Genomic DNA, 21,866 nt, shown 5'->3' on the forward strand with positions numbered 1-21,866 from the left:
CTATGCCGAACGAACGACGTTATTCCAATGAACTGAATCTGGAGAGCGTGGGCATCAACCTGCCCTACAATATGCAGGCGGAGCAGAGCGTGCTGGGCGCGGTGCTGCTCAAGCCAGACACTTTGACCGATCTGGTGGAGATCATCAAGCCGGAAATGTTCTACACCCGGCAGAACGCCCAGATCTGGACGGAGATGCTGCGCCTGTTCACCAACGACCAGACCATCGATTTTGTCACCCTGCTGGATGCGGTGGTGTCCGATGGTGTGTTCCCCAGTGCAGACGAAGCTAAGATCTACCTGACCGGTCTGGCAGAAACAGTGCCCAGCATCTCCAATGTAAAGGCCTACGCCCAGATCGTGCAGGAAAAATATCTGGTGCGTCAGCTGATGGGTGTCGCCAAGGACATCTTGCAGGACGCCGGGGACGAGCCGGACGCCGACCTTCTGCTGGAAAACGCCGAGCAGCGCATCTACGAGATCCGCTCCGGCCGCGATTCCAGCGCCCTGACCCCGCTTTCGTCCAGCATGGTGGAAACGCTGACCAACCTGCAAAAGATCAGCGGCCCGGATGCGGACAAGTACAAGGGCATCCCCACCGGCTTCCGTCTGCTGGACACCGTGCTTACCGGCCTTGGCCGCGGCGATCTGGTCATTCTGGCAGCCCGTCCCGGTATGGGCAAGACCAGCTTTGCGCTGAACATCGCCACCCGCGTGGCCATGCAGCAGAAGGTGCCGGTGGCTATCTTCAGTTTGGAAATGACCAAGGAGCAGCTGACGAACCGTATCCTCTCGTCGGAGGCCGGTATCGACAGTCAGGCCTTCCGTACCGGTGCGCTGCGTGCCGAGGACTGGGAGTACCTGGCGCTGGCGACTGAAAAACTGCACGATGCACCGATCTATATGGATGATACCTCCGGCATTACCATCACCGAGATGAAGGCCAAGATCCGCCGGGTGAATCAGGACCCTGCCCGCCCCAATGTGGGCCTGATCGTCATCGACTATTTACAGCTGATGACCACCGGCCAGCGCAGCGAGAACCGCGTGCAGGAGATCAGCTCCATCACCCGAAACCTGAAGATCATGGCAAAGGAACTGAACGTGCCCATCATCGCGCTGAGCCAGCTGTCCCGTGCGGTGGAAAAGCAGGGCAACAACTCCAGCCACCGCCCGCAGCTTTCTGACCTGCGCGACTCCGGTTCCATCGAGCAGGACGCAGACTGCGTTCTGTTTTTGTACCGCGATTCCTACTACGCCAGCCAGAACCCGGACGGTGCCGAGGTGGATGCCGATACCGCCGAGTGTATCGTGGCAAAGAACCGTCACGGCGAGACCAGCACCGTGCCGCTGGGCTGGGATGGTGCCCACACCCGCTTTATGGATGTGGACTTCAAGCGCTGATGGATACCGCGATTCTTGCCCGGGTGGAGGATTTCTGCACCCGGGAGGGGCTTTTGCAGCCCGGCACACCGCTGCAGCTGGCGGCGGCGGTCTCCGGCGGGGCAGACAGCATGGCGCTGCTGCTTTTGCTGCGGCAGCTGCAGCCGAGGTTCGGCTATACGCTCTCTGCCTGCCATGTGAATCACGGTCTGCGCGGGCAGAGCGCCGACCGGGACGAAGCCTTTGTGCGGGCTGAATGCGCCCGCTTGGGTGTGCCGCTGCGGGTGTTCCATGCCGCAGAGCTGGCACTGCCCCCGGCGCACGCCGGGGAGGACTGGGCGCGCCGTCTGCGCTACACGGCCTTTGTGCAGCTGCAAGGGCAGGGGATAGATGCCATCGCCACGGCCCATACTGCAAATGATCAGGCGGAAACGCTGCTGCTGCGGCTGGCGCGCGGCACCGGGCTGCACGGGGCGGGCGGCATCCGGCCAAGGCGCGGATGCTACCTGCGTCCGCTGCTCTGCCTGAGCCGCGCCGAGACCGAGGCCGTCTGCCGGGCGGCGGGGCAGCCGTGGGTCACCGACGAGACCAACGACACCGATGCCTACGCCCGCAACCGGCTGCGCCACAGCGCCCTGCCCGCGCTGGAAAGCACCAACGCGGCAGCGGTGCAGAATCTGGCACGGTTCTGTGAAAAGGCCGCGCGGGCAGATGCCTACCTTGCCGCCGGGGCTGCAAAGCTTCTGGCGGCGGCACGCCTGCCCGGCGCAGAACCAGCGTGGCAGCTGGCGCTTTTGCAGGCGGCAGACCCGCTGCTGCTGGAAACTGCGCTGCACAGCCTTGTGGCTCCGGTGCGGGACGCAGAGGAAAAATATGTGCAGCTGCTGTGTGCCGTGGTGCGGCAGGGCAGCGGCGCAGTACAGCTGACCGGACAGGTACGCTTTTGCGCCGGGAACGGCTGTCTGCGGCAGGAAACGCTGCTGCAGGCGCTGCCCGGACAGCCGGAGAACCTGCCGCCGCAGCTGCCCTTTTTACCCGAAAAACAGCCGGAATTCCGGCTGCGCGGGGGATGGAAAGGGAAAGCAGAGCTGTTAAAAGCCGATTTTGAAGAAAAAATACAAGTCGTTCATAAAAAAGACTTAAAAAATCGGGCGGATTATGCTAGAATAACTACGTTGTACACTAGTCTTGTTCTGCGTGCCCGACAGCCGGGAGACCGCTTCCGGCCTGCGGGGCGGGGCTTGAGCAAGCCGCTGCGTAAGTGGATGAACGAGGCCGGTGTCCCGAACGAACTGCGGGATACGCTGCCGCTGCTTGCCAGCGGAAGCGAAATTTTATGGGTGTGTGGAGAAGGCTTTGCCGATGGCCTTGCACCGGACACGGAAAGCAGATGGATCCTGCACTTGGATGCAGAGATCGAAACACAGGAGGAAAAAACAAATGAGTATGCACGATGATATCAAGACCGTTCTGGTCAGCGAAGAGCAGCTGAAGGCCAAGGTGGCAGAGCTGGGCGCTCAGATCAGCCGGGATTATGCCGGTAAAAATCTGGTGCTGGTGTCCATCCTCAAGGGCTCGGTGGTCTTTATGGCCGACCTGATGCGGGCTGTGAGCATTCCCTGCAATATCGACTTTATGGTGGTCTCTAGCTACGGCGGCAGCAACACCATCACCAGCGGTCTGGTCAAGATCATCAAAGATCTGGACGGTGATCTGTCTGGCAAGGACGTGCTGATCGTGGAGGACATTCTGGACACCGGCGTCACCCTGTCCAACCTTGTGCCCATGCTCAAGATGCGCAACCCGAACTCCGTTAAGATCTGCACCATCCTTGATAAGCCCAGCCGCCGCAAGGCCGACATCCAGCCGGATTACGAGGGTTTTCAGGTGCCGGACGAGTTCGTGGTGGGCTACGGTCTGGACTACGATGAAAAATACCGCAACCTGCCCTATGTCGGCGTGCTGAAGCCCGAGGTCTACACGAAGTAACCTGTCCATTATAAAAATCCAGAACTGGAGTTGATTTTTTTGCAACCGAAGAAACCCCGTTTCAATCCGCTGGTGATCGCCATTGTGCTGGCAGCCGTGCTGATGGTGTGGTCGGTGCTGGGCGGCACTGGCGGCAGCGCCAGCGGCTCCTCTATGGCATATTCCACGGTGGTACACTATTTTGAGAGCAATCAGGTCACCAAATTCTCGCTGGATCTGAATACCGGCGTGATCACCATGACCCTGAAGGAGGGCGCACAGGAGCTGCCCAACGCTGCCGAGCAGAGCACCACCCAGTCCACGGGCGGGCTGCTTTCCGGCCTGCTGTCCTCCTCTTCCTCTGCCCCCACCGGGGTAAAGAAGAACGATGACGGCACCGAGACGGTCAGCTATAAGCTGCCCTACGCCCGGATGTTCGTGGATCATGTGTCGGACTACATCGCCCAATACGATGCAGCCAACCCCGATGCACCCATGGTGTACGACTATGTGCCCGCCAAGGAGACCATCCCCTGGATGGAGATTTTGTTCTATCTGGCTATGCTGGGCTGCACAGGTTTCCTGCTGTTCTCCATGATGCGCGGCGGTGCCGGTGGCGGCGGCATCATGAACGTAGGCAAGGCCAAGGTGAAGGACGAGCACGAGAACAAAAAGACTGCTACCTTTGCCGATGTGGCCGGTGAGGACGAGGAAAAAGAGGAACTCAAGGAAGTTGTGGAGTTCCTCAAGAGCCCGGATAAGTTCAATACGCTGGGTGCCCGCATCCCTCACGGCGTGCTGCTGGTAGGCCCTCCGGGTACCGGTAAGACCCTGCTGGCGCGCGCCTGTGCAGGCGAGGCCGGGGTGCCCTTCTATTCCATCTCCGGCTCTGACTTTGTGGAGATGTACGTCGGCGTGGGTGCATCCCGCGTGCGCGATTTGTTCGACAAGGCCAAAAAGACCATGCCCTGCATCATCTTTATTGATGAGATCGATGCTGTGGGTCGCCAGCGCGGCGCAGGTCTGGGCGGCGGTCACGATGAGCGCGAGCAGACCCTGAACCAGCTGCTGGTGGAGATGGACGGCTTTGAAGCCAACGACGGCATCATCGTCATGGCCGCTACCAACCGTGCCGACATTCTGGATAAGGCGCTGCTGCGCCCCGGTCGCTTTGACCGTCAGGTCTATGTGGGTCTGCCAGATGTCAAGGGACGCGAAGAGATCCTGAAGGTGCACACCCGCAACAAGCCCCTTGCACCGGACGTCTCCCTGAAGGTCATTGCCCAGCGCACCGCCGGTTTTGCCGGTGCAGACCTTGAGAACCTTGTCAACGAGGCCGCGCTGCTGGCAGCCCGCCGCAACCGCAAGGCCATTACCATGGAGGACATCGAGGAAGCTTCCATGAAGGTGATGGCTGGCCCCGAGAAGAAGAGCCGCGTGGTCACCCCGGAGGAGAAAAAGCTCACCGCCTACCACGAGGCCGGTCACGCTGTGGCAGGCTTCTACTGCAAGCACCATCCCCGCGTGCACGAGATCACCATCATCCCGCGCGGTCAGGCCGGCGGCTACACCATGTATCTGCCCGAGAAGGATCGCAGCTATGTGACCAAGGGTGAAATGTTTGAGGACATCGTGTCCAGCTTGGGTGGCCGCGTGGCCGAGCAGCTGATCTTGGAGGACATCTCCACCGGTGCTTCCAACGACCTGCAGCAGGCCACCAACATCGCCCGCCAGATGATCACCCGCTACGGCTTCTCCGAGCGTCTGGGCCCCGTGGTCTACGGCACCTCGCAGGAGGAGACCTTCCTTGGCCGCGACTTGGGTCAGGGCAAGGGTTACAGCGAGACCACCGCTGCCGAGATCGACAGCGAGACCCGTGATATCATCGACGAGGCTTACGAGACCTGCCGCCGCACCCTGACCGAGCACATCGACCAGCTCCATGCGCTGGCAAAGGCTCTGATGGAGCGCGAAAAGCTCAACGAGGAGCAGTTCAACACCATTATGGCCGGCGGCACCCTGCCCCCCTGCGAGGACGCAAAGCCCGAGCAGGCACAGCCCGACCAGACCGTGCAGCCTGCCCCGGTGCAGCCCGCAGAGCCTGCCCAGACCGCTGAGCGCGCCGAACCCGCCGAGCAGGCCGAGCCTGCCCAGCCGGAAGTGCCGCAGCCGGATGCCCCGGAGCAGCAGGACTAAGCTTTTTTTAGGAAAGGAGCGAGCATCGTGGAGGAAAATTTTAACCCGGTCGCCCAGACCCGTGCAAATTACTATACCCCCGGCAGTCCGGTGCAGTTCGTCTGCGTGGAACTGCTCAAAGGGGATGTCAGCGGCGAGCACGCTGTCTGCCTGACCTTCAAGAATATTTCCCGCGTGACCCTGACCGCACTGGAGATCCACTTCAAGTGCAAGGGCGTGGACGGTGTGATCCTGTGCGAGGACAAGTTCGAGTACCGGGATCTTCAGGTAAAGCCCGGCGAGCTGTTCGGACAGGACGATGCCGTGTTCATCACGGCAAAGGCAATCACCAGCGTGGATGTTTCGCTGTGCAATGTGTACAACGGCAAGCGTGTGGTGCATCTGGACGGCATCAAGCGTGTGCGTCTGCCTGCGCCCCGCCGTCTGGCCCCGGAGCTGCAAAAGGCGCTGGAAGCCCGCATGAACCGCACCGGGCTCAAGTATCAGCCGCAGGTGTTCGAGAACGGCTGGTACTGCGCCTGCGGTGCCTTCCACCCCACCGAGGAGGATACCGTTTACTGCTCGGAGTGCGGCTGTGACCGCATTCTGCTGCAGAACGCGCTGAACACCCTGCTGCAGCCCGCCGCCCCGGCAGACGAGATGGAAATGCCCCTCAGCGCCCCGGCGGCTCCCGCAGCGTCTGCTGCGGTGGAGGAGCCTACCCGCATCGTGGGTACAGCTCCTGCCGCCCCGGCAGCGCCCGCAGAGGAGCCCACCCGGGTCATGGGCGCAACGGCTTACCAGCCGAAGGCAGCCCCCGTCCAGCCCATCTCGGAGCCTACCCGGGTGCTGGATGCCCCCGCCCGCGCACCGTATTCCGGCGCTGCTGTGGCAGACGAGGGCACCCGCGTGATGCCCGCCGCCGCCCGCCGTCCGGCTCCGGCTCCGGTGCGTCAGCCTGCGCCTGTGGAAGAGGACGAGGAGTACGAGGACAGCCGGGACAGCGTGGCAGAAGCGCTGATCCGCTGGGTGCCGCCCATTACGGCCATCCTGTGTGCAGCCATTGCGCTGTGCGGCTTTGTGTACTACCAGTTCGTGCTGTAAAATAAACTATCCCGGCGGAGGGGGCAGCGTGCCTTCTCCGCCTTTTGTGTGCATTGCACAGAAAGGAAATACCATGCCGGAACAAGCTTTACAGGTGGCTTTTGAGATCAAGACCGCCTGCGATGAGATCAGCCGCCGCCTGCTGCGCTGGCACTGGGAGCGCAAGCCCGGGGCACACAGTCTGGATGCACTGCTGGAGCATATTGTCGCCCGCAAGCAGGAAAGCCCTGATTACTACGACCGTATGCCGGACCTTACCGGTAAGACCAGCTGGCAGCAGCTGGACACCACCCTGTGTATGCGGGTGCTGCTGGACCCGGAGACCGATGCCGCCCGCCCGCTGGATCTGCTGGGCAACACGGCACACCCCTCTGCCGCACGCCATGCCTGCAACGCCATCCGCACCGCCCGCAACGAAGCTGCCCACGCGGCGGTTGCAGCGGACGGCGCACAGGCGGCGCTGCTGTTTAATGAAGCCATCGAGGCGCTGGAGGAGGGCTACGCCGGTACCGCCTTTAAAGAAAATGAGCTGGCGCAGTATTACCGCGAAGCCGAGGACTACCTGAGCCGATGCAGCGAGGGCAAACCCCTTAAAGCGCGCCAGAGCAGCCCGCAGAACGCACAGCAGGGGAAGGCTGCCGCACGCAGCAAGCCCCGCGATACCCAGCAAACCCGCAGCGCCAAAAGTACCGCCGGGCGGCAGAATACCTCTGCCCGCAGCCGCAGCACCGGTACAAAACAGAGCCGCAGCACGGCATCCCGCAGCAAAAAGCAGCAGACCGGCGGCGAGAGCAGGGTGGCGCTGGGCATTATTCTGGCGGCGCTGGTGCTGGGACTTATCGCACGCGCCATCAGCATGGGACTTGTGTAATTGCAATGTTTTTGCGATTCTGGCGGTAAATTGGAAAGCAAAAACGTTTGTGCTGTACAAAACAACCAAAAAAAACAGCAGACTGTCCCGCAGAAAAACGGTCATTGCACCTCTTGCGGGAAATGTGAAACGGATTTATAATAAGCATGAAAACGTTTACACATTGCCACCGAAGAGGGAACGGAGAAAATACCCCATGACCATCAGTGATATTGCAAAGCTGGCAGGTGTTTCCAGCGCTGCGGTCAGCCGCTATCTGAACGGCGGCCCCCTCAGCGAACAGAAACGTGCCGTGATACAAGCCGTAGTGGAAAAGACCGGTTACAGCCCGGACACTGCCGCCCAGACCCTGCGCACCGGCAAGGTGCGTCAGGTGGGGGTCATCGTGCCCAGCATCAGCTCCCAGTCGGTGGGGCAGATCACCAGCGGCATTGCAGCCGAACTGGGCGCAAGGCGCTACCTGATGCTGCTGGCAGACACCGAACTGGACGAGCAGATGGAACTGGAATATCTTACAGCATTGCAGCGCAACCATGTAGCCGGCATCATTCTGCTGGGCTATGATTCCAGCCCGCAGCTGTGCAAGGCACTGAAGGACTGCCGTGTGCCCGTGGTGGTAACAGGACAGCGCTTTGCAGACCTGCCCTGCGTTTATAACGACGACCGCGCTGCCGCCCGCGACCTGACCCGGAAGATGCTGGAGCATGGCCGCAGAAATATCGTGTACATCGGCGGCAGCGAACAGGACGCCGCCACCGGAATTGCCCGCCGTCAGGGTGTGCAGGACGCTCTGCGGGAGGTGGGACTAAACGCGGATGGTCTGCCCCGCGCCTACTGCGCTGCCTTTTCCATGGAAGAGGGACACCGCTGCATGGAGGAGCTGCTGGCACGCTGCCCGCAGCTGGATGGTGTGGTCTGCGTGACCGACACCGTGGCCTTTGGCGCATTGCAGGTGCTCCGCGCTGCCGGGCGCAGGGTAGGGCAGGATGTCGGCCTTGCCGGTATCGGAGACAACTGGGCGGGCAAGGTGGTGGAGCCCGGACTGACCACCATCCGCTTCTACCAGCGGCAGGTAGGGCAGGAAGCTGCCCGGATGCTGCTGCAAAGCTTAGAACATACTGAGCCGGACGCTGCACCGGTGCGCCAGACCACGCTGGGCTATACGCTGGTAGAGCGCGGCTCACTGTAAAAAAGAGGAACGAATGAAACAAAAGCTGATTTTTTTAGATATCGATGGCACTCTGCTGCCCCCGGGCGAGATGCTGATCCCCCAAAGCACGGTGGAAGCGCTGCGCAAGGCGCACGCCAACGGCCATAAACTGTTTCTGTGCACCGGGCGCAACCTGCGCATGACCCAGCCGCTGCTGGACTACGGCTTTGACGGCGCGGTGTGCAGTGCCGGCGGTTATGTGTTCTGCGGGGACAAGGTGCTGGTAGACCTGCCTATGGAGCCGGAGCTGGCAGAGGGTGTGCGCAACGCCATGGAGCGCCACGGCGTGGAGTGCACGCTGGAAGCGCGGGACGCCACCTACGGCAGCCTGAAGATGATCGAGCGCTGGAGTTTTACCCACCGGGATGCAGGCAATCTGAACAGCGAAGCCGCCCGTTGGCGCAAGGCCATGGAGGACGGCATGACCATGAGCCCGCTGGCCGATTACAAGGGCGAGCCGCTGTATAAGATCGTGTATATCGCGGAGCATAGCGAGGACTTGGACGAGGCGAAGCGCCTGTACGAGGACAGATTCGTGTTCTGTGAGAGCAAGCTGGACGGTCTGGATGGCGGCTATGTGAACGGAGAGCTTATCAACCGTAAATTTGACAAGGGACGCGGCATCAAGGCTGTCTGCGACTATTTGGGCGTGCCCCTGCAGGACAGCATCGGCTTTGGCGACAGTGACAACGACCTGCAAATGACCGATGTGGTCGGCATCAGTGTCTGTATGGCCAACGGCTCTGCAAGCCTGAAGCAGCGCTGCGACCGCATTGCTCCCTCGGTGTACGAGGACGGCATCGCCAAGGAGTTTGCAGCCTTGGGGCTGATTTGACATATCTTTGTAAAAATAGGGCAGGGGAACGTCCGCAGATGTTCCCCTGCCCTAAAATTATAAATAATTCTCCCGCATTGTTTTGCAATAAAAGGAGCACCGCACAAAGAACTGTGCGGTGCTCCTTTTGGTTCATAAATCAGTAGTGCAGATCCTCTGCGGTCAGGCTTTCCAGCACGGGCAGCATGGCAGCGGCTTCGGCTTTGGCGGCGGGCAGATCCATATCGCGGTAGTTGCCGCACTCCACCTCGCTGGCACCGGGCACAGCGCCCTCAAAGCCAGCCATAAAGCGGTAGGCATCCACCGTCAGCTGCAGCGCCTGCGCCGGGGTCAGCCCCCGGGTAAGCAGGTAAAAGCCGGTGCGGCAGCCCATGGGGCCAACATAGATCACCCCGTCCTTCACGGCGCTGTTGCGCGCGTAGGTGGCAAACAGGTGCTCCAGCGTGTGGGCAGCAGCGGTGGTCAGGTAATCGCCCTGATTGGGCTTTTTCATGCGGATGTCCCAGGTGAGCACATCGCCGTCCTGACGGCTCAGATACATCCCGCGCTCCAGCCGGGTGTGATCCACGCAAAAACTTGCGATACGTTCCATACTACGTTCTCCTTTATCAGCCCTGCAGGCGCTGCACACTGCCGTGTGCGCAGTCCACAGCCACCATCAGGCCATCACGGATGTGGCTGGTAGCACCGGCGGCACCCACAACGGTGGGCTTCAGCAGTGCCTTGCCGGCAATGGCGGCGTGGCTGTTCAGGCCGGGCTCCTCTACCACCAGAGCGGCAGCATCGCGCACAAAGCTCAGCATCTCGTTGCTGGTGGAAGGCACCACCAGCACCATGCCGGGCTTGAACTTGGCGCGCACCTCGTCCATGGTGCGGCAGACGCAGGCCTTACCACTGGCAACATCGTTGTTCTCGGGGCCGACGCCTACGCCGGTAGCCAGACAGTTGCCTACCATGTGGATCTTGATCATGTTGGTGGTGCCGGAAACGCCCACGGGCACGCCTGCGGTCACAACAGCCAGCTCGCCGTTGTGCAGGTAGCCGTTCTCCTTGGCCAGCGCGGTGGACATCTCGATCAGTTCATCGGTGCTGTGTGCCAGAGACATCATCAGCGGGGTGATGCCCCAGCTCAGGGACAGCTGACGCTGCACCTGCTCGCGCATGACGCAGGCAATGATGGGCTGCTGCGGGCGGTACTTGCTCAGCAGGCGGGCAGTAGTGCCGGACTCGGACACGGTCACGATGGCGGCGGCGTTCACGTCCCGTGCAGTCAGGCAGGCAGCATGGGCGGTAGCGTCAGAGACGCTGATCTTGCCGGGGTTAGAATCCATCGTGCGGCCGCGCAGATGGAAGCCCTCCTGCTCGGTGCGCTCGGCAATAGCGGACATGGTCTTGAGTGCCTCCACGGGGTAGGCACCGGCAGCGGTTTCGCCGGACAGCATAATGGCAGAGGTGCCGTCATAGATGGCGTTTGCCACGTCCGAGATCTCGGCGCGGGTGGGGCGGGGGTTCACCATCATGCTGTCCAGCATCTGGGTAGCGGTGACGATGGGCTTGCCGAAGGAGAAGGAGCGCTCGATGATGGTCTTCTGGATGCCGGGCAGCTCGGTGAAGTCGATCTCCACGCCCAGATCACCACGGGCCACCATCACGGCATCGGCAGCAGCCAGAATGCTGTCGATGTTGTTCACGCCCTCGCGGTTCTCGATCTTTGCAATGATGCGGATGTTGGAATCGTACTGGTTCAGCAGGTTGCGGATCTCGTACACGTCCTGTGCGGTGCGCACAAAGGAGGCGGCGATGAAATCGTAGCCCTGCTGGATGCCGAAGATGATGTCATCCTTATCGCGCTGGCTCATATACGGCATGGACAGATGCACGCCGGGCACGTTGACGCCCTTCTTGTTCTTGATCTTGCCGCTATTCAGTACGGTGCAGACGATGTCGGTGTCGTTCACGGTCTGGATTTGCAGCTTGATCAGGCCGTCGTCCAGCATGATGGTGCCGTTCGGCTCCACGTCCATGGGCAGATCCTTGTAGGTGATGGAGCAGATCTCGTTGGTGCCCTCCACATCGCGGGTGGTCAGGGTAAAGGTCTGGCCGGCAACCAGATTCTCAACGCCGTTCTTGAAGTCCTTCAGGCGGATCTCGGGGCCCTTGGTGTCCAGCAGTGCGGCCACGGGCTTACCCAGCTCCTCGCGCAGAGCCTTCAGCTTTTCAAGGCGACCCAGATGCTCCTCGTGGGAACCGTGGGAAAAATTGAAGCGGGCCACGTTCATGCCGTTGGCGATCAGATCGCGCAGCACGCCTTCCTTATCGGTGGAAGGGCCAAGGGTACAAATAATTTTCGTCTTTCTCATGCAATATACCTCCGTCAACTCTCTCTTACCTATATCCGGCACAGCATCCCTGCAGGCTGCTGTGTATGACCAATGGGAGCAAAAGCTCCCGGTACAGCGGGTCGGTTTATGTGGCAGAGCGGAAAACACAAAACTCTACCACTTATTATTATAATCGTTCCGGCGCAAGAGAGCAAGAGGAATTTTTGCTTGAATACAAGTTTTTGTATCTGTTTATGTTTGTGAGCGGGATTGTAGAAAACTTAACGATGTGGCGCGGCTTTCTGTGGACTGCCTGATGGGGGGAAAACTGCTGTAAAACGTAAAAACTGATAAGAGCGCACAAGGCTGTTTCCTCTTGCATCTGAGGAGCTTTTTGCTTATAATAAGGGTAATAAAGTAGTACTGTTCCGGGGTACGCCCGGAGAATGGAGTGACCATTATGGAAAAACGTGTTTTTCTGATCGTTCTGGACAGCTTTGGCATCGGCGCAGAGCCGGATGCCGCTGCCTTTGGCGATGCAGGCACCAACACCTTGGGTGCCATTGCGAACCACCCCAATTTCAACTGTCCCAATCTGCGCAAGCTGGGTTTGTTCAACATTGACGGCGTGACCGCAGGGGAGAAAACGGATGCCCCGGCGGCTGCCTTTGCCCGCCTGCAGGAGCAGAGCATGGGCAAGGATACCACCATCGGCCACTGGGAGATCGCCGGTGTGGTCAGCCCGGAGCCGCTGCCCACCTTCCCCGAGGGCTTCCCGGAGGAGCTGATCCGGGAGTATGAGCAAAAGACCGGCCACAAGGTGCTGTGCAACAAGCCCTATTCCGGCACGCAGGTGCTGAAGGACTACGGCGAGCAGGCCATGCGGGAAAACGCCCTCATCGTGTACACCAGCGCCGACAGCGTTTTTCAGGTTGCCGCCAACGAGGAGCTTGTGCCGGTGCAGGAGCTGTACCGCTACTGTGAGATCGCCCGGGAAATGCTCAAAGGCAAGTACGGCGTGGGCCGCGTGATCGCCCGCCCCTTCCTTGGCAACAGCGCGGACACCTTCTACCGCACCACCAACCGCCACGACCTGAGCCTGAAGCCGCCCCGCGCCACCATGCTGGATCTGCTGAAGGATGCCGGTAAGGACGTGATCGCCGTGGGCAAGATCTACGATATCTTTGACGGTGAGGGCGTGACCGAAAAGATCAAGACCACCGGCAACACCAACGGCATCGCCTTTACCAAGGCCTTGCAGACCCGGGATTTTGAAGGCCTTGCCTTTGTGAACTTGGTGGACTTTGATATGCTTTACGGCCACCGCCGCGATGTGGCAGGTTACGCTGCCGCCGCTACGGAATTCGACCGTTTTCTGGCTGACTTCCTGCCGGGGATGCGGGAGGGTGACCTGCTTATGATCACCGCCGACCACGGCTGCGACCCCTCCTACACCAAGACCACCGATCATACCCGCGAGTATGTGCCGTATCTGGTTTGCGGCAAGGGCATAAAGGCGGGTACGGATCTGGGCACTAAGCTGTGCTTCGGCACCATTGCCAAGACCATCTGCGAGTATCTGGAAGTGGACGCTTCCACGCTGGACGGCAAAAGCGTGTGGCAGGAGATCCGGGCATAAAACGCCACGGAAGTAAGAAGAACAGGAGCGTGAAACGATGCGTATTTATGATCTGATCGCAAAAAAGCGGGATGGCGGCACCCACACCCGGGAAGAGCTGGAAGCTATTGTCAACGGCTTTGTCAGCGGGGAAGTGGCCGACTACCAGATGGCTGCATGGATGATGGCGGTGTATCTGCGCGGCATGACCAATGAGGAGACCGCCGAACTGACCGATGTGATGGCGCACAGCGGCGTGATGGTAGACCTTTCGCCCATTCCGGGCATCAAGGTGGACAAGCACTCCACCGGCGGTGTGGGCGATAAGACCACGCTGGTCATCGCGCCCATCGTGGCAGCCTGCGGGGTGAAGATCGCCAAAATGAGCGGCCGGGGTCTCGGCCACACCGGCGGTACCATCGACAAGATGGAGAGCGTGCCCGGCACAAAGACCGCCCTCTCGCAGGAGGAATTTTTTGCACAGGTGAACCGGATCGGCCTGTCGGTCATCGGCCAGAGCGAGGGTATCGCCGTGGCAGATAAAAAGATGTACGCCCTGCGGGACGTTACCGCCACCGTCAGCTGCATTCCGCTCATTGCGTCCAGCATCATGTCTAAAAAACTGGCTTCCGGCTCGGACGCCATTCTGCTGGATGTCACCACCGGCACCGGCGCCTTTATGAAGACTGTCGACCAGAGTATCGAGCTGGCGCAGCTGATGGTCGCCATCGGTACCCACCATGGCCGCCGGGTAGCCGCCATGATCACCGATATGGACACCCCGCTGGGTCACAACATCGGCAACAGTCTGGAAGTGATGGAGAGCATGGACGTGCTCAAAGGCCACGGCCCGGCAGACCTGACCGAGGTGTGCCTGCAACTGGCAGCCAATATGCTGGTGCTGGCGGGCAAGGGCGATGCCGTCCACTGCCGCGCTATGGCCGAGGCTGTCATTGCGGACGGCTCTGCCTTTGAAAAGTGCAAGGAAATGTTTGCCGCACAGGGCGGCGATATCCGGGTACTGGATGATTACAGCCTGTTTGCTCAGCCCGCCGCCAGCTACGAACTGCTGGCCGAGCAGGACGGCTACATTGTGGCCAACGATGCCGAAAAGATCGGCTCTGCCAGTGTGCTGCTGGGCGCAGGCCGCCAGAAAAAGGGCGACCCGCTGGACTTTTCCGCCGGCATCACCCTGCACAAAAAGCGCGGCGACTATGTCCATAAGGGCGAAAGCCTTGCCACCTTCTACGGCGCAGCGGACAAGTTTGAAGCCGCCGCCGCCGAGTACCGCAGCGGCCTTATGTACGGCGCGGAAAAGCCGGAGGAAGCCCCGCTGGTGTACGCCCTTGTCACCAAGGACGGCGTAGAGCGGTACTAAGATCTTTTACGCGGCGGGCGTGCCCCAAAGAGCGGTTTTATAGAAGCGAAAATGTAAAAAAGCTGAACACCTGTTTTTTGCAGATGTTCGGCTTTTTTGTATGCGTTTTAAGGGCTGCTATGTGCAGATATCTGCCGCCACGGTATACACTGCATGATAGTGCAGGGCATCCTCCTGCACGGTGCACTCCTCCCGGCGGGCGAAGATCTCCGCATCCGGGAAAGCATCGTGCAGCGCCCGCAGCCCCTGCAGCCGTGCCAGCGTAAGCGCCTGTGCTTCGGTGCGGTACATCGTTTCCTGCTGCTGCCCGTAATAGGTGGTCTCCTCCACCGCGCAGGGCAGGGGCAGGCCGAAAACCTCTAATTGCAGATGCCGGGTGCGGCACAGCCCGTCCCCGTCAGGCGCAGAGGGGGAAAGCGCGGCAGAATGCTCTGCAAAAAACAGCTTGTAATTCGTTGTATTTTTGCCGGTCAGCTGCGGCATCGTCTCTGCCAGCGGAACGCTCTGGTCTGTCTGCCACTCCAGCTGCGCCACCACCGTGCCCGCCGCCGGGGCAAAAATCAAGGTGCCGTCCCGCTCGCTGCGCGCAGTGCCGATCAACCCCTGCCCGGCTTCCACAGTCTGCCCGGGAGCTACCAGCATAGTGCCGCTGGTAAGATTTGTACGCAGCACCGTCCCATTGCACTTTGCCCGCAGCCCGTGCAGCGTGCCTGCGGCGATCTCGGGGCGGGCATGGGCAGGGGCGGCTTCCACCGCAAGCCGGCCTTTTTCAAAATTCAGGCTTGCCCAAGAGAACTCGCCGCTTTCCAGCAGGGCATACTCTCCGCAGCGCAGCAGCTCCTCGGTTACGGCAGTGCCGGGCTGCAGGCCGCAGCTGCGCAGCACTGCACCCGCCCGCGCCCGCTGCCCGGTGGTCAGGCTGCCGTAGTCCACCGCCCATATAAATCCTTGCAGCCAGACCAGCACCAGCCCCCAAGCGACAAGCCCCGCCCAAAGCCCCTTGCGCTGCAGCAGCGGACGCAGCAAAAAATAAAGCCCCATCCGTTTTTCCACTCGCAGCCGTACCCGCCTGTGCCGGGCAAGTGCGGCCAGCCGCCGGTACTGCCAAGCTGCGCAATGGGCGCAAAAGCCGCCGGGCAGGGAAGAAATGCCATATAAATGCAGCCCTTGCCCGGCAGCGTCGGTCAAAAGCGCCTCGGGGCTGCCGTTCCGGGCGGTAAAGCGTACCCCCGCCCAAAGGCTTGCAGCTTCCATGGCAGCCTCCTATTCATCGGAAAAATCGGTACGCAAAAACTGCCCCTGCACCGTCAGCCGGGCGGCGGTCAGGGTACAGATGCGCAGCCCGCTGCCGTATACCGTGAAACGCCCTTTCGCCAGCCGCAGGCACAGCTTGTTTTCATCAAAAAACAACACTGTGCAAAAATGCTCGATCTCCATCCGGTCGCCGCTCAGGTATACGGCAGGGCGGCTGTAAAACCCGGGCGGCGGCTGTCGAAACAGCCCGCGCAGCCAGTCGCCCGGGGTGCGCCGGTCGTGGTGTGCTCTGGCCATCTTTGTCCCTCCCGTCCCGCGCTTTGTACATTGCACAGCCCATGCTTCCATATATATGGAGGGGGAGGGCGTGCTTATGAGTAAAAGCTGCAAACGGCTGTATCCGGGGCTCTTTTTGCTGGGTGCAGCCACGGCGGCGCTGGTATTTGCCGCGCCGCAGACCTGTGCGGAAGCTTTGCGGCAGGGTCTTGCGCTCTGCGGCGGGTCGCTGCTGGTGTCGCTTTTTCCATTTCTGGTGGTGTCGGCGCTCATCATGCGCAGCGGCGCGGGCGAGGTGCTGGGCGTGCTGCTCTGGCCGGTGGTGCGTTGTATCGGTCTGCGCAGCCGCAGCGCGGGCAGTGTGCTGCTCATCGGTCTTGTGGGCGGCTTTGCCCCTGCCGCCGCCGCTGCTGCCGAGGCAGTCCGCAGCAGGGAGCTGACCCCGCAGGAAGCTTCAGCTCTGCTGCCCGCCTGCATCTGCTCCGGGCCGTCTTTTGTCATTTTGACGGTAGGGGAGCAGCTGCTGGGCAGCCGCACAGCCGGGATATGCCTGTTTGCCGCACAGGTGCTGGCGGGCTGGCTGACGGCGGCGCTGCTCTGCCGTGTCTGCGGCATACCGGAGCCTTTGCCCGTGCCGCCCGCTGCCGCACAAACAGCACCGCCGCCCGCGCTGGATGCCATCCTTGCACAGGCGGCAGTGACCTACCTGAAATTATGCGGCTTTGTGCTGTATTTTCGCCTGCTGGCGGCAGGCTGCGGGCTGCTGCTGCCCGCGGTGCTTGCGCCCTTTCCGGCCATGCTGCTGGAGGTGTGCTCCGGCTGCGATTACGCCGCCCGCACCGGTTTGTGGGCAAGCGGGCTGTGCTGTGCCGCGCTCAGTGTGCAGGGCGCTTCGGTGCTGCTGCAAGTGCGCACCCTCTGCCCGCAGGAGGTCTCGTTCAAACCCTTGCTGTGGGGCAGGGTGCTGCATCTGCCGCTTTCGCTGGCGCTGTTTTATCTGGGCCTGCCGCAGAGCGCCGTGGAGAGCTTCAATACCCTGTGTGCCCGGGTGGTGCCCATGCAGCGGGTGCCGACAGACTGCGCTCTGCTGGTGTTTGCGGTGTGCTGCATCACGGCCTGCGAGGCCTGCCGCCTGACCAGGAAGAAGGCACAAAACGCAGCTCCGGCAAACAAAAACTGCTCTGCGGCTTGCAAACCGCCGCAAAATGTGGTAACATAACTCTTGGTTATCATATTACCAAACGCAGCGACGGAGAGAGTAGGCGCTGCCTGCACGGCAAAGAGAGAAGCTTCACCGGCTGAAAGGGCTTCCATGTGCGGCAGGGGCTGAAGTTCGCTCCCGAGCGGTCTGCGCGAACGATGCGGACGCATCTATTAGCACAGGACGGTTGCGCCCCGTTACGGCGTTTGAGCGCCGCCTGCCCTTGTGCAGGCGGAAACCGGGTGGTACCGCGGAGCAGAAATGGTTACAGCTTCGTCCCTTTTGCCTGAGCAGTCGGGCAGGGGACGGAGCTTTTTTGTTATACTCCGCTCCATGAACACAAAGAATAAAGGAGAGAAAATCCATGCAAGCAATGATCGATGAGCTGGCCAAGCAGGCCGCTGAAAGCCTTGGTCAGGTGTCCAGCAAGGAGACGCTGGCTTCCTTCTGGCAGGAATACCTCAGCAAAAACGGCAAGATCCCTGCCCTGATGAAGAACCTGCGCACCGTTGCGCCGGAAGAGCGCCCCGCCATGGGCAAGATCATCAACGAACTCAAGCAGAAGGTGCAGGCAGACTACGATGCCGCCGCCGAGACCGTGAAGCAGGCAGAACTTGCTGCCCGCAACGCCGCCGAGACGGTGGATATCACCCTGCCCGCCAAGACCCGCTCTGTGGGCGGTCTGCACCCGTTGACGCTGGTCACCAACCAGATCATCGACGTGTTCTCCGGTATGGGCTTTGCCGTGGCAGATGCCCCGGAGATCGAGGATGACGACCACAACTTCACCCGCCTGAACGTGCCCAAGGATCACCCCGCCCGTGATATGCAGGATACCTTCTATCTGTCCGATGAATTCCTGCTGCGCACCCAGACCTCCGGTGGCCAGATCCGCACCATGGACAGCCAGAAGCCGCCCATCAAGGTGCTGATCCCCGGCCGCGTGTTCCGCTCTGACTCGGACGCTACCCACAGTCCCATGTTCCACCAGATGGAAGGTCTGGTCGTGGATAAGGGCATCACGCTGGGCGACCTGCAGGGCGCACTGAACACCTTCGTGCAGAAGCTGTTCGGTGCCGATACCCGCACCCGTCTGCGTCCCTCCTACTTCCCGTTCACCGAGCCCAGCGTTGAGGTGGACGTAAGCTGCTTCGAGTGCCACGGCAAGGGCTGCCCCCTGTGCAAGCACACCGGCTGGATCGAGGTTCTGGGCGGCGGCGTCGTCAACCGCAAGGTGCTGGAGAACTGCAACATCGACCCGGACGAGTACTCCGGTTTCGCCTTTGGCATTGGCATCGAGCGTATCGCTATGCTGAAGTACGGCATCAACAACATCGGTCTGATGTTCGAGAACAATCTGCAGTTCCTCAAGCAGTTCCACGAATAAGAGGGGAGAGAACAAACAATGAAAGTACCTTTCAGTTGGTTAAAAGAATTCGTTGATATCGATGTTACCGCACAGGAACTGGAGGAGAAGCTGTTCTCCTGCGGTTTCGAGGTGGAAGAGCTCATCCCGCTGGATGCCGGCATCAGCAAGGTGGTCGTCGGCAAGATCGTGGAGATGGAAAAGCAGGAGGGCACCCACCTGACCAAGTGTGTGGTGGACTGCGGCGCTTACGGCCACGAGATCCGCATCAGCACCGGTGCCGCCAACATGAAGCTGGGCGATTGCGTGCCCACCGCACTGGATGGCTCCACTCTGCCCGGCGGCATTACCATCAAGGCCCGCAAGATGCAGGGCGTGGAGTCCAACGGTATGCTGTGCTCCGGCGCAGAGCTGGGTCTGAACGATGACCTGTTCCCGGGCTCTGAGGTCTACGGCCTGCTCATCCTGCCCGAGGATTCTGTCCCCGGCACCGACATCGCCCCTGTGGTGGGTCTGGACGACTACATCTTTGATATCTCCATCACCGCCAACCGCCCGGACTGCCAGTCTGTTCTGGGCATCGCCCGCGAGGTGGCTGCTGTTCTGGGCAAGCCCCTGCATATGCCCGCTATGGACTATAAGGCAGTCTGCGAGCCGGACGCTCCCATCACCGTCAAGGTGGAAGCACCGGAGCTGTGCCCCCGCTACATGGCACACTATGTGCGCAACATCCGCATGGGCGAGTCTCCCCGCTGGATGAAGCGCCATCTGGCACTGTGCGGCCTGCGCTCCATCAGCAACGTGGTGGATATCACCAACCACACCCTGCTGGAGATGGGTCAGCCCATGCACGCCTTTGACCTGAACAAGGTCGCCGGCCGCACCATTGATGTGCGCCGCGCCCACGAGGGTGAAAAGATCGTCACGCTGGACGAGAAGGAATTTACCCTCAACCCCAACAATCTGGTCATCTGCGATGCCGAAAAGCCGGTGGCACTGGCCGGTATCATGGGCGGCGCAAACTCCGGTATGGACGATAACACCACCAGCCTGCTGTTCGAGTGCGCCACCTTTGCCCGCGACAGCGTGCGTAAGACCAGCCGTGCACTGGGTCAGAACAGCGATTCCTCTGCCCGCTACGAGAAGGGCGTGGACCGCTACTCTCCGCAGCTGGGTCTGGCACGCGCTCTGCACCTGATCCAGCAGCTGGATTGCGGTGATATTACCACGCTGGAGTACGACCTGACCGATGGCCGCCCGCTGGAGCGCAAGCACATCGTCACCACCCCGGCAAAGATCTGCGCCGTGCTGGGCATCACCGTGCCCGACAAGACCATGATCGACATCCTGCAGCGTCTGGAGTTCACCGTGGACGTGCAGGCCGATGGCAGCTGGGATGTGTCCGCACCCCTGTACCGTGATGACGTGGAAAGCTTCCCGGATCTGGCCGAGGAGGTCATCCGTGAGTACGGCTACGACCATATCGTGCCTACCTTCCTGAACACTGCCTCCGTTACCAACGGCGGTCTGAACTACGACCAGAAGCAGCAGCTCAAGACCAAGCGTCTGCTGGCTGCACAGGGCTTCTACGAGGCCTCCACGCTGGCTTTCTACTCCAACGCTGAGCTGGATATGCTGCATATTCCCGCCGAGGACGAAGCCCGCAAGGCTATCCGCATCCTGAACCCCATCAGCGAGAACCTGTCCATCATGCGCACCCTGCTGACCCCCTCCATGCTGAACGTCATCGTGGACAACCTGAAAAAGGGCAACGCCGAAGGCCGCCTGTTCGAGATGGCACCGGTCTATCTGGCCAAGGAACTGCCCATCAATGAGCACCCCCACGAGCGCCAGACTCTCTGCATCGGTGCCTTTGGCCCCGAGGAGGACTTCTTCACCGTCAAGGGCGCACTGGAAGCACTGGCAGCTGGTTTTGGCCTGACCTTCGACTATCAGCGCGAGACCGCCGCATGGCTGCACCCCGGCATCAGCGCCGCCGTGTACTGCAACGGTAAGCGTCTGGGCGTGTTCGGTAAGCTGGCCAACGAGATCAACGCCGAACTGGAGATCGCCAAGGAGCAGAAGGACAGCCAGAACATCTATCTGGGCGAGCTGGACTATGAGGGTCTGATGTCCTGCGTAGAGGGCGAGCTGCGCTATAAGCCCCTCAGCCCCTATGCACCGGTCAAGCGCGATCTGGCTCTGGTCTGCAACGAGACTGTATCCTGCGGCGAGATCGAGGAGACCATTCGTAAGGCCAGCCCGCTGGTCAGCGAGGTCAAGCTGTTCGATATCTATCGCGGTGCAAACCTCGGCGAGGGCAAAAAGAGCATGGCCTTCAGCCTGTCCCTGTCTGATCCAAAGAAGGAAGTCTCCGCTGAGGAAGTGGAGCGCGTGGTCAAGAAGATTCTCGGCAACCTGAAGTTCAAGCTGGGCATCGAGATCCGCTGAGCGTTTCACTTATTATATAAGTAATTATATATAGACCCAAGGCCGTCTGTGCAGTGCATGGACGGCCTTTTTGCATGGGGAAGAGGGGCTGAACACAATATAAGTGAAGTGAACTCAATTTTATTTAAAAAAGATGTCAAAAAGTGTTGACAAGCGCCCCGGGGTGTGGTATTATACTTGAGCGCCAAGCGCTGAGACAAAAGAATGACTTCTGAAGTCTCAGCAGGAAGCCCTTGAAAAGAACCAATAGACGCTGAAAAGTTCCGGCTGATACCGAGAAACCCAAAGCGCTCCAAGTTCATAAAACTTCAAAAGCTTCTCAAAAAAGTGCTTGACAAAAAACCGCTTCTGTGGTAAAATAATCAAGTCGTCAGCCGCTAAGGCTGCGGCGCACAGGACCTTGAAAATTGAACAATATCGAAAGAACTTGTAACGGAACCTATTTTCGTGTTGGAA

At 60.6% G+C, this 21,866-nt stretch carries 18 protein-coding genes; 13 read left to right on the forward strand and 5 right to left on the reverse strand.

The window, feature by feature from the left end; all coding sequences use genetic code 11:
• Positions 1-2 precede the first annotated feature (2 nt).
• From dnaB to C4N24_RS03620, 8 genes are all read left to right on the forward strand, one after another.
• The gene (gene dnaB, locus C4N24_RS03585; protein WP_015537881.1) at positions 3-1,403 is read left to right on the forward strand and encodes a replicative DNA helicase; all 1,401 of its coding nucleotides are present in this window, start codon (positions 3-5) and stop codon (positions 1,401-1,403) included.
• On the forward strand, positions 1,403-2,839 hold the full coding sequence (gene tilS / locus C4N24_RS03590) for a tRNA lysidine(34) synthetase TilS (protein WP_112090347.1): 1,437 nt from the start codon (positions 1,403-1,405) through the stop codon (positions 2,837-2,839). Before dnaB ends, tilS begins: the two co-directional genes overlap by 1 nt.
• On the forward strand, positions 2,823-3,371 hold the full coding sequence (hpt, locus tag C4N24_RS03595; RefSeq protein ID WP_112090348.1) for a hypoxanthine phosphoribosyltransferase: 549 nt from the start codon (positions 2,823-2,825) through the stop codon (positions 3,369-3,371). Before tilS ends, hpt begins: the two co-directional genes overlap by 17 nt.
• A gap of 30 nt (positions 3,372-3,401) precedes the next feature.
• Complete coding sequence (ftsH, locus tag C4N24_RS03600; protein ID WP_112090349.1) at positions 3,402-5,546, forward strand: ATP-dependent zinc metalloprotease FtsH; 2,145 nt, start codon at positions 3,402-3,404, stop codon at positions 5,544-5,546.
• 27 nt (positions 5,547-5,573) lie between these two features.
• Entirely contained in the window at positions 5,574-6,629 is a 1,056-nt protein-coding gene (locus C4N24_RS03605; protein WP_112090350.1) for a hypothetical protein, read from the forward strand.
• A gap of 73 nt (positions 6,630-6,702) precedes the next feature.
• On the forward strand, positions 6,703-7,500 hold the full coding sequence (locus tag C4N24_RS03610) for a hypothetical protein (protein WP_112090368.1): 798 nt from the start codon (positions 6,703-6,705) through the stop codon (positions 7,498-7,500).
• Between the two features lie 196 nt (positions 7,501-7,696).
• Positions 7,697-8,689 carry a LacI family DNA-binding transcriptional regulator gene (locus tag C4N24_RS03615; protein ID WP_112090351.1) on the forward strand — a complete coding sequence of 331 codons (993 nt, stop codon included), beginning with the start codon at positions 7,697-7,699 and terminating at the stop codon, positions 8,687-8,689.
• Between the two features lie 13 nt (positions 8,690-8,702).
• Positions 8,703-9,545: an HAD family hydrolase gene (locus C4N24_RS03620; protein WP_112090352.1), complete on the forward strand. Its 843-nt coding sequence runs from the start codon at positions 8,703-8,705 to the stop codon at positions 9,543-9,545.
• A 139-nt stretch (positions 9,546-9,684) separates the two neighbouring features.
• On the opposite strand, the gene C4N24_RS03625 is transcribed toward C4N24_RS03620, so the two are convergent.
• Together C4N24_RS03625 and pyk are read right to left on the reverse strand one after the other, a co-directional pair.
• A complete protein-coding gene (locus C4N24_RS03625; protein WP_112090353.1) occupies positions 9,685-10,137 on the reverse strand; it encodes an S-ribosylhomocysteine lyase in 453 nt (150 codons plus the stop codon).
• Between the two features lie 16 nt (positions 10,138-10,153).
• A complete protein-coding gene (pyk, locus tag C4N24_RS03630) occupies positions 10,154-11,905 on the reverse strand; it encodes a pyruvate kinase (RefSeq protein WP_112090354.1) in 1,752 nt (583 codons plus the stop codon).
• A gap of 421 nt (positions 11,906-12,326) precedes the next feature.
• Between pyk and C4N24_RS03635 the strand changes: the two genes are divergently transcribed.
• Both C4N24_RS03635 and C4N24_RS03640 read left to right on the forward strand, forming a co-directional pair.
• The gene (locus tag C4N24_RS03635; protein WP_112090355.1) at positions 12,327-13,505 is read left to right on the forward strand and encodes a phosphopentomutase; all 1,179 of its coding nucleotides are present in this window, start codon (positions 12,327-12,329) and stop codon (positions 13,503-13,505) included.
• A 37-nt stretch (positions 13,506-13,542) separates the two neighbouring features.
• The gene (locus tag C4N24_RS03640) at positions 13,543-14,862 is read left to right on the forward strand and encodes a thymidine phosphorylase (protein ID WP_112090356.1); all 1,320 of its coding nucleotides are present in this window, start codon (positions 13,543-13,545) and stop codon (positions 14,860-14,862) included.
• A 117-nt stretch (positions 14,863-14,979) separates the two neighbouring features.
• On the opposite strand, the gene C4N24_RS03645 is transcribed toward C4N24_RS03640, so the two are convergent.
• Positions 14,980-16,116, reverse strand: a complete 1,137-nt coding sequence (locus C4N24_RS03645; RefSeq protein ID WP_112090357.1) for a sporulation protein YqfD — start codon at positions 16,114-16,116, stop codon at positions 14,980-14,982.
• Positions 16,117-16,125: 9 nt separating this feature from the next.
• Entirely contained in the window at positions 16,126-16,413 is a 288-nt protein-coding gene (locus tag C4N24_RS03650; RefSeq protein ID WP_170126622.1) for a YabP/YqfC family sporulation protein, read from the reverse strand.
• A gap of 76 nt (positions 16,414-16,489) precedes the next feature.
• Here C4N24_RS03650 and C4N24_RS03655 point away from each other — a divergent pair, with 76 nt between their 5' ends.
• From C4N24_RS03655 to pheT, 3 genes are all read left to right on the forward strand, one after another.
• Positions 16,490-17,611, forward strand: coding sequence for a hypothetical protein (locus tag C4N24_RS03655; RefSeq protein WP_112090359.1), 1,122 nt, complete (start codon positions 16,490-16,492; stop codon positions 17,609-17,611).
• Positions 17,612-17,957: 346 nt separating this feature from the next.
• Complete coding sequence (gene pheS / locus C4N24_RS03660; RefSeq protein ID WP_112090360.1) at positions 17,958-18,980, forward strand: phenylalanine--tRNA ligase subunit alpha; 1,023 nt, start codon at positions 17,958-17,960, stop codon at positions 18,978-18,980.
• 18 nt (positions 18,981-18,998) lie between these two features.
• Positions 18,999-21,410, forward strand: a complete 2,412-nt coding sequence (pheT, locus tag C4N24_RS03665; protein WP_112090361.1) for a phenylalanine--tRNA ligase subunit beta — start codon at positions 18,999-19,001, stop codon at positions 21,408-21,410.
• Between the two features lie 219 nt (positions 21,411-21,629).
• Here the strand turns inward: pheT and C4N24_RS15520 are convergent.
• The coding region (locus tag C4N24_RS15520) for a hypothetical protein (RefSeq protein WP_207657265.1) at positions 21,630-21,866 on the reverse strand (237 nt) is incomplete at its 5' end.

This window comes from Faecalibacterium prausnitzii (assembly GCF_003287405.1).
GTDB lineage: Bacteria > Bacillota > Clostridia > Oscillospirales > Ruminococcaceae > Faecalibacterium > Faecalibacterium intestinale.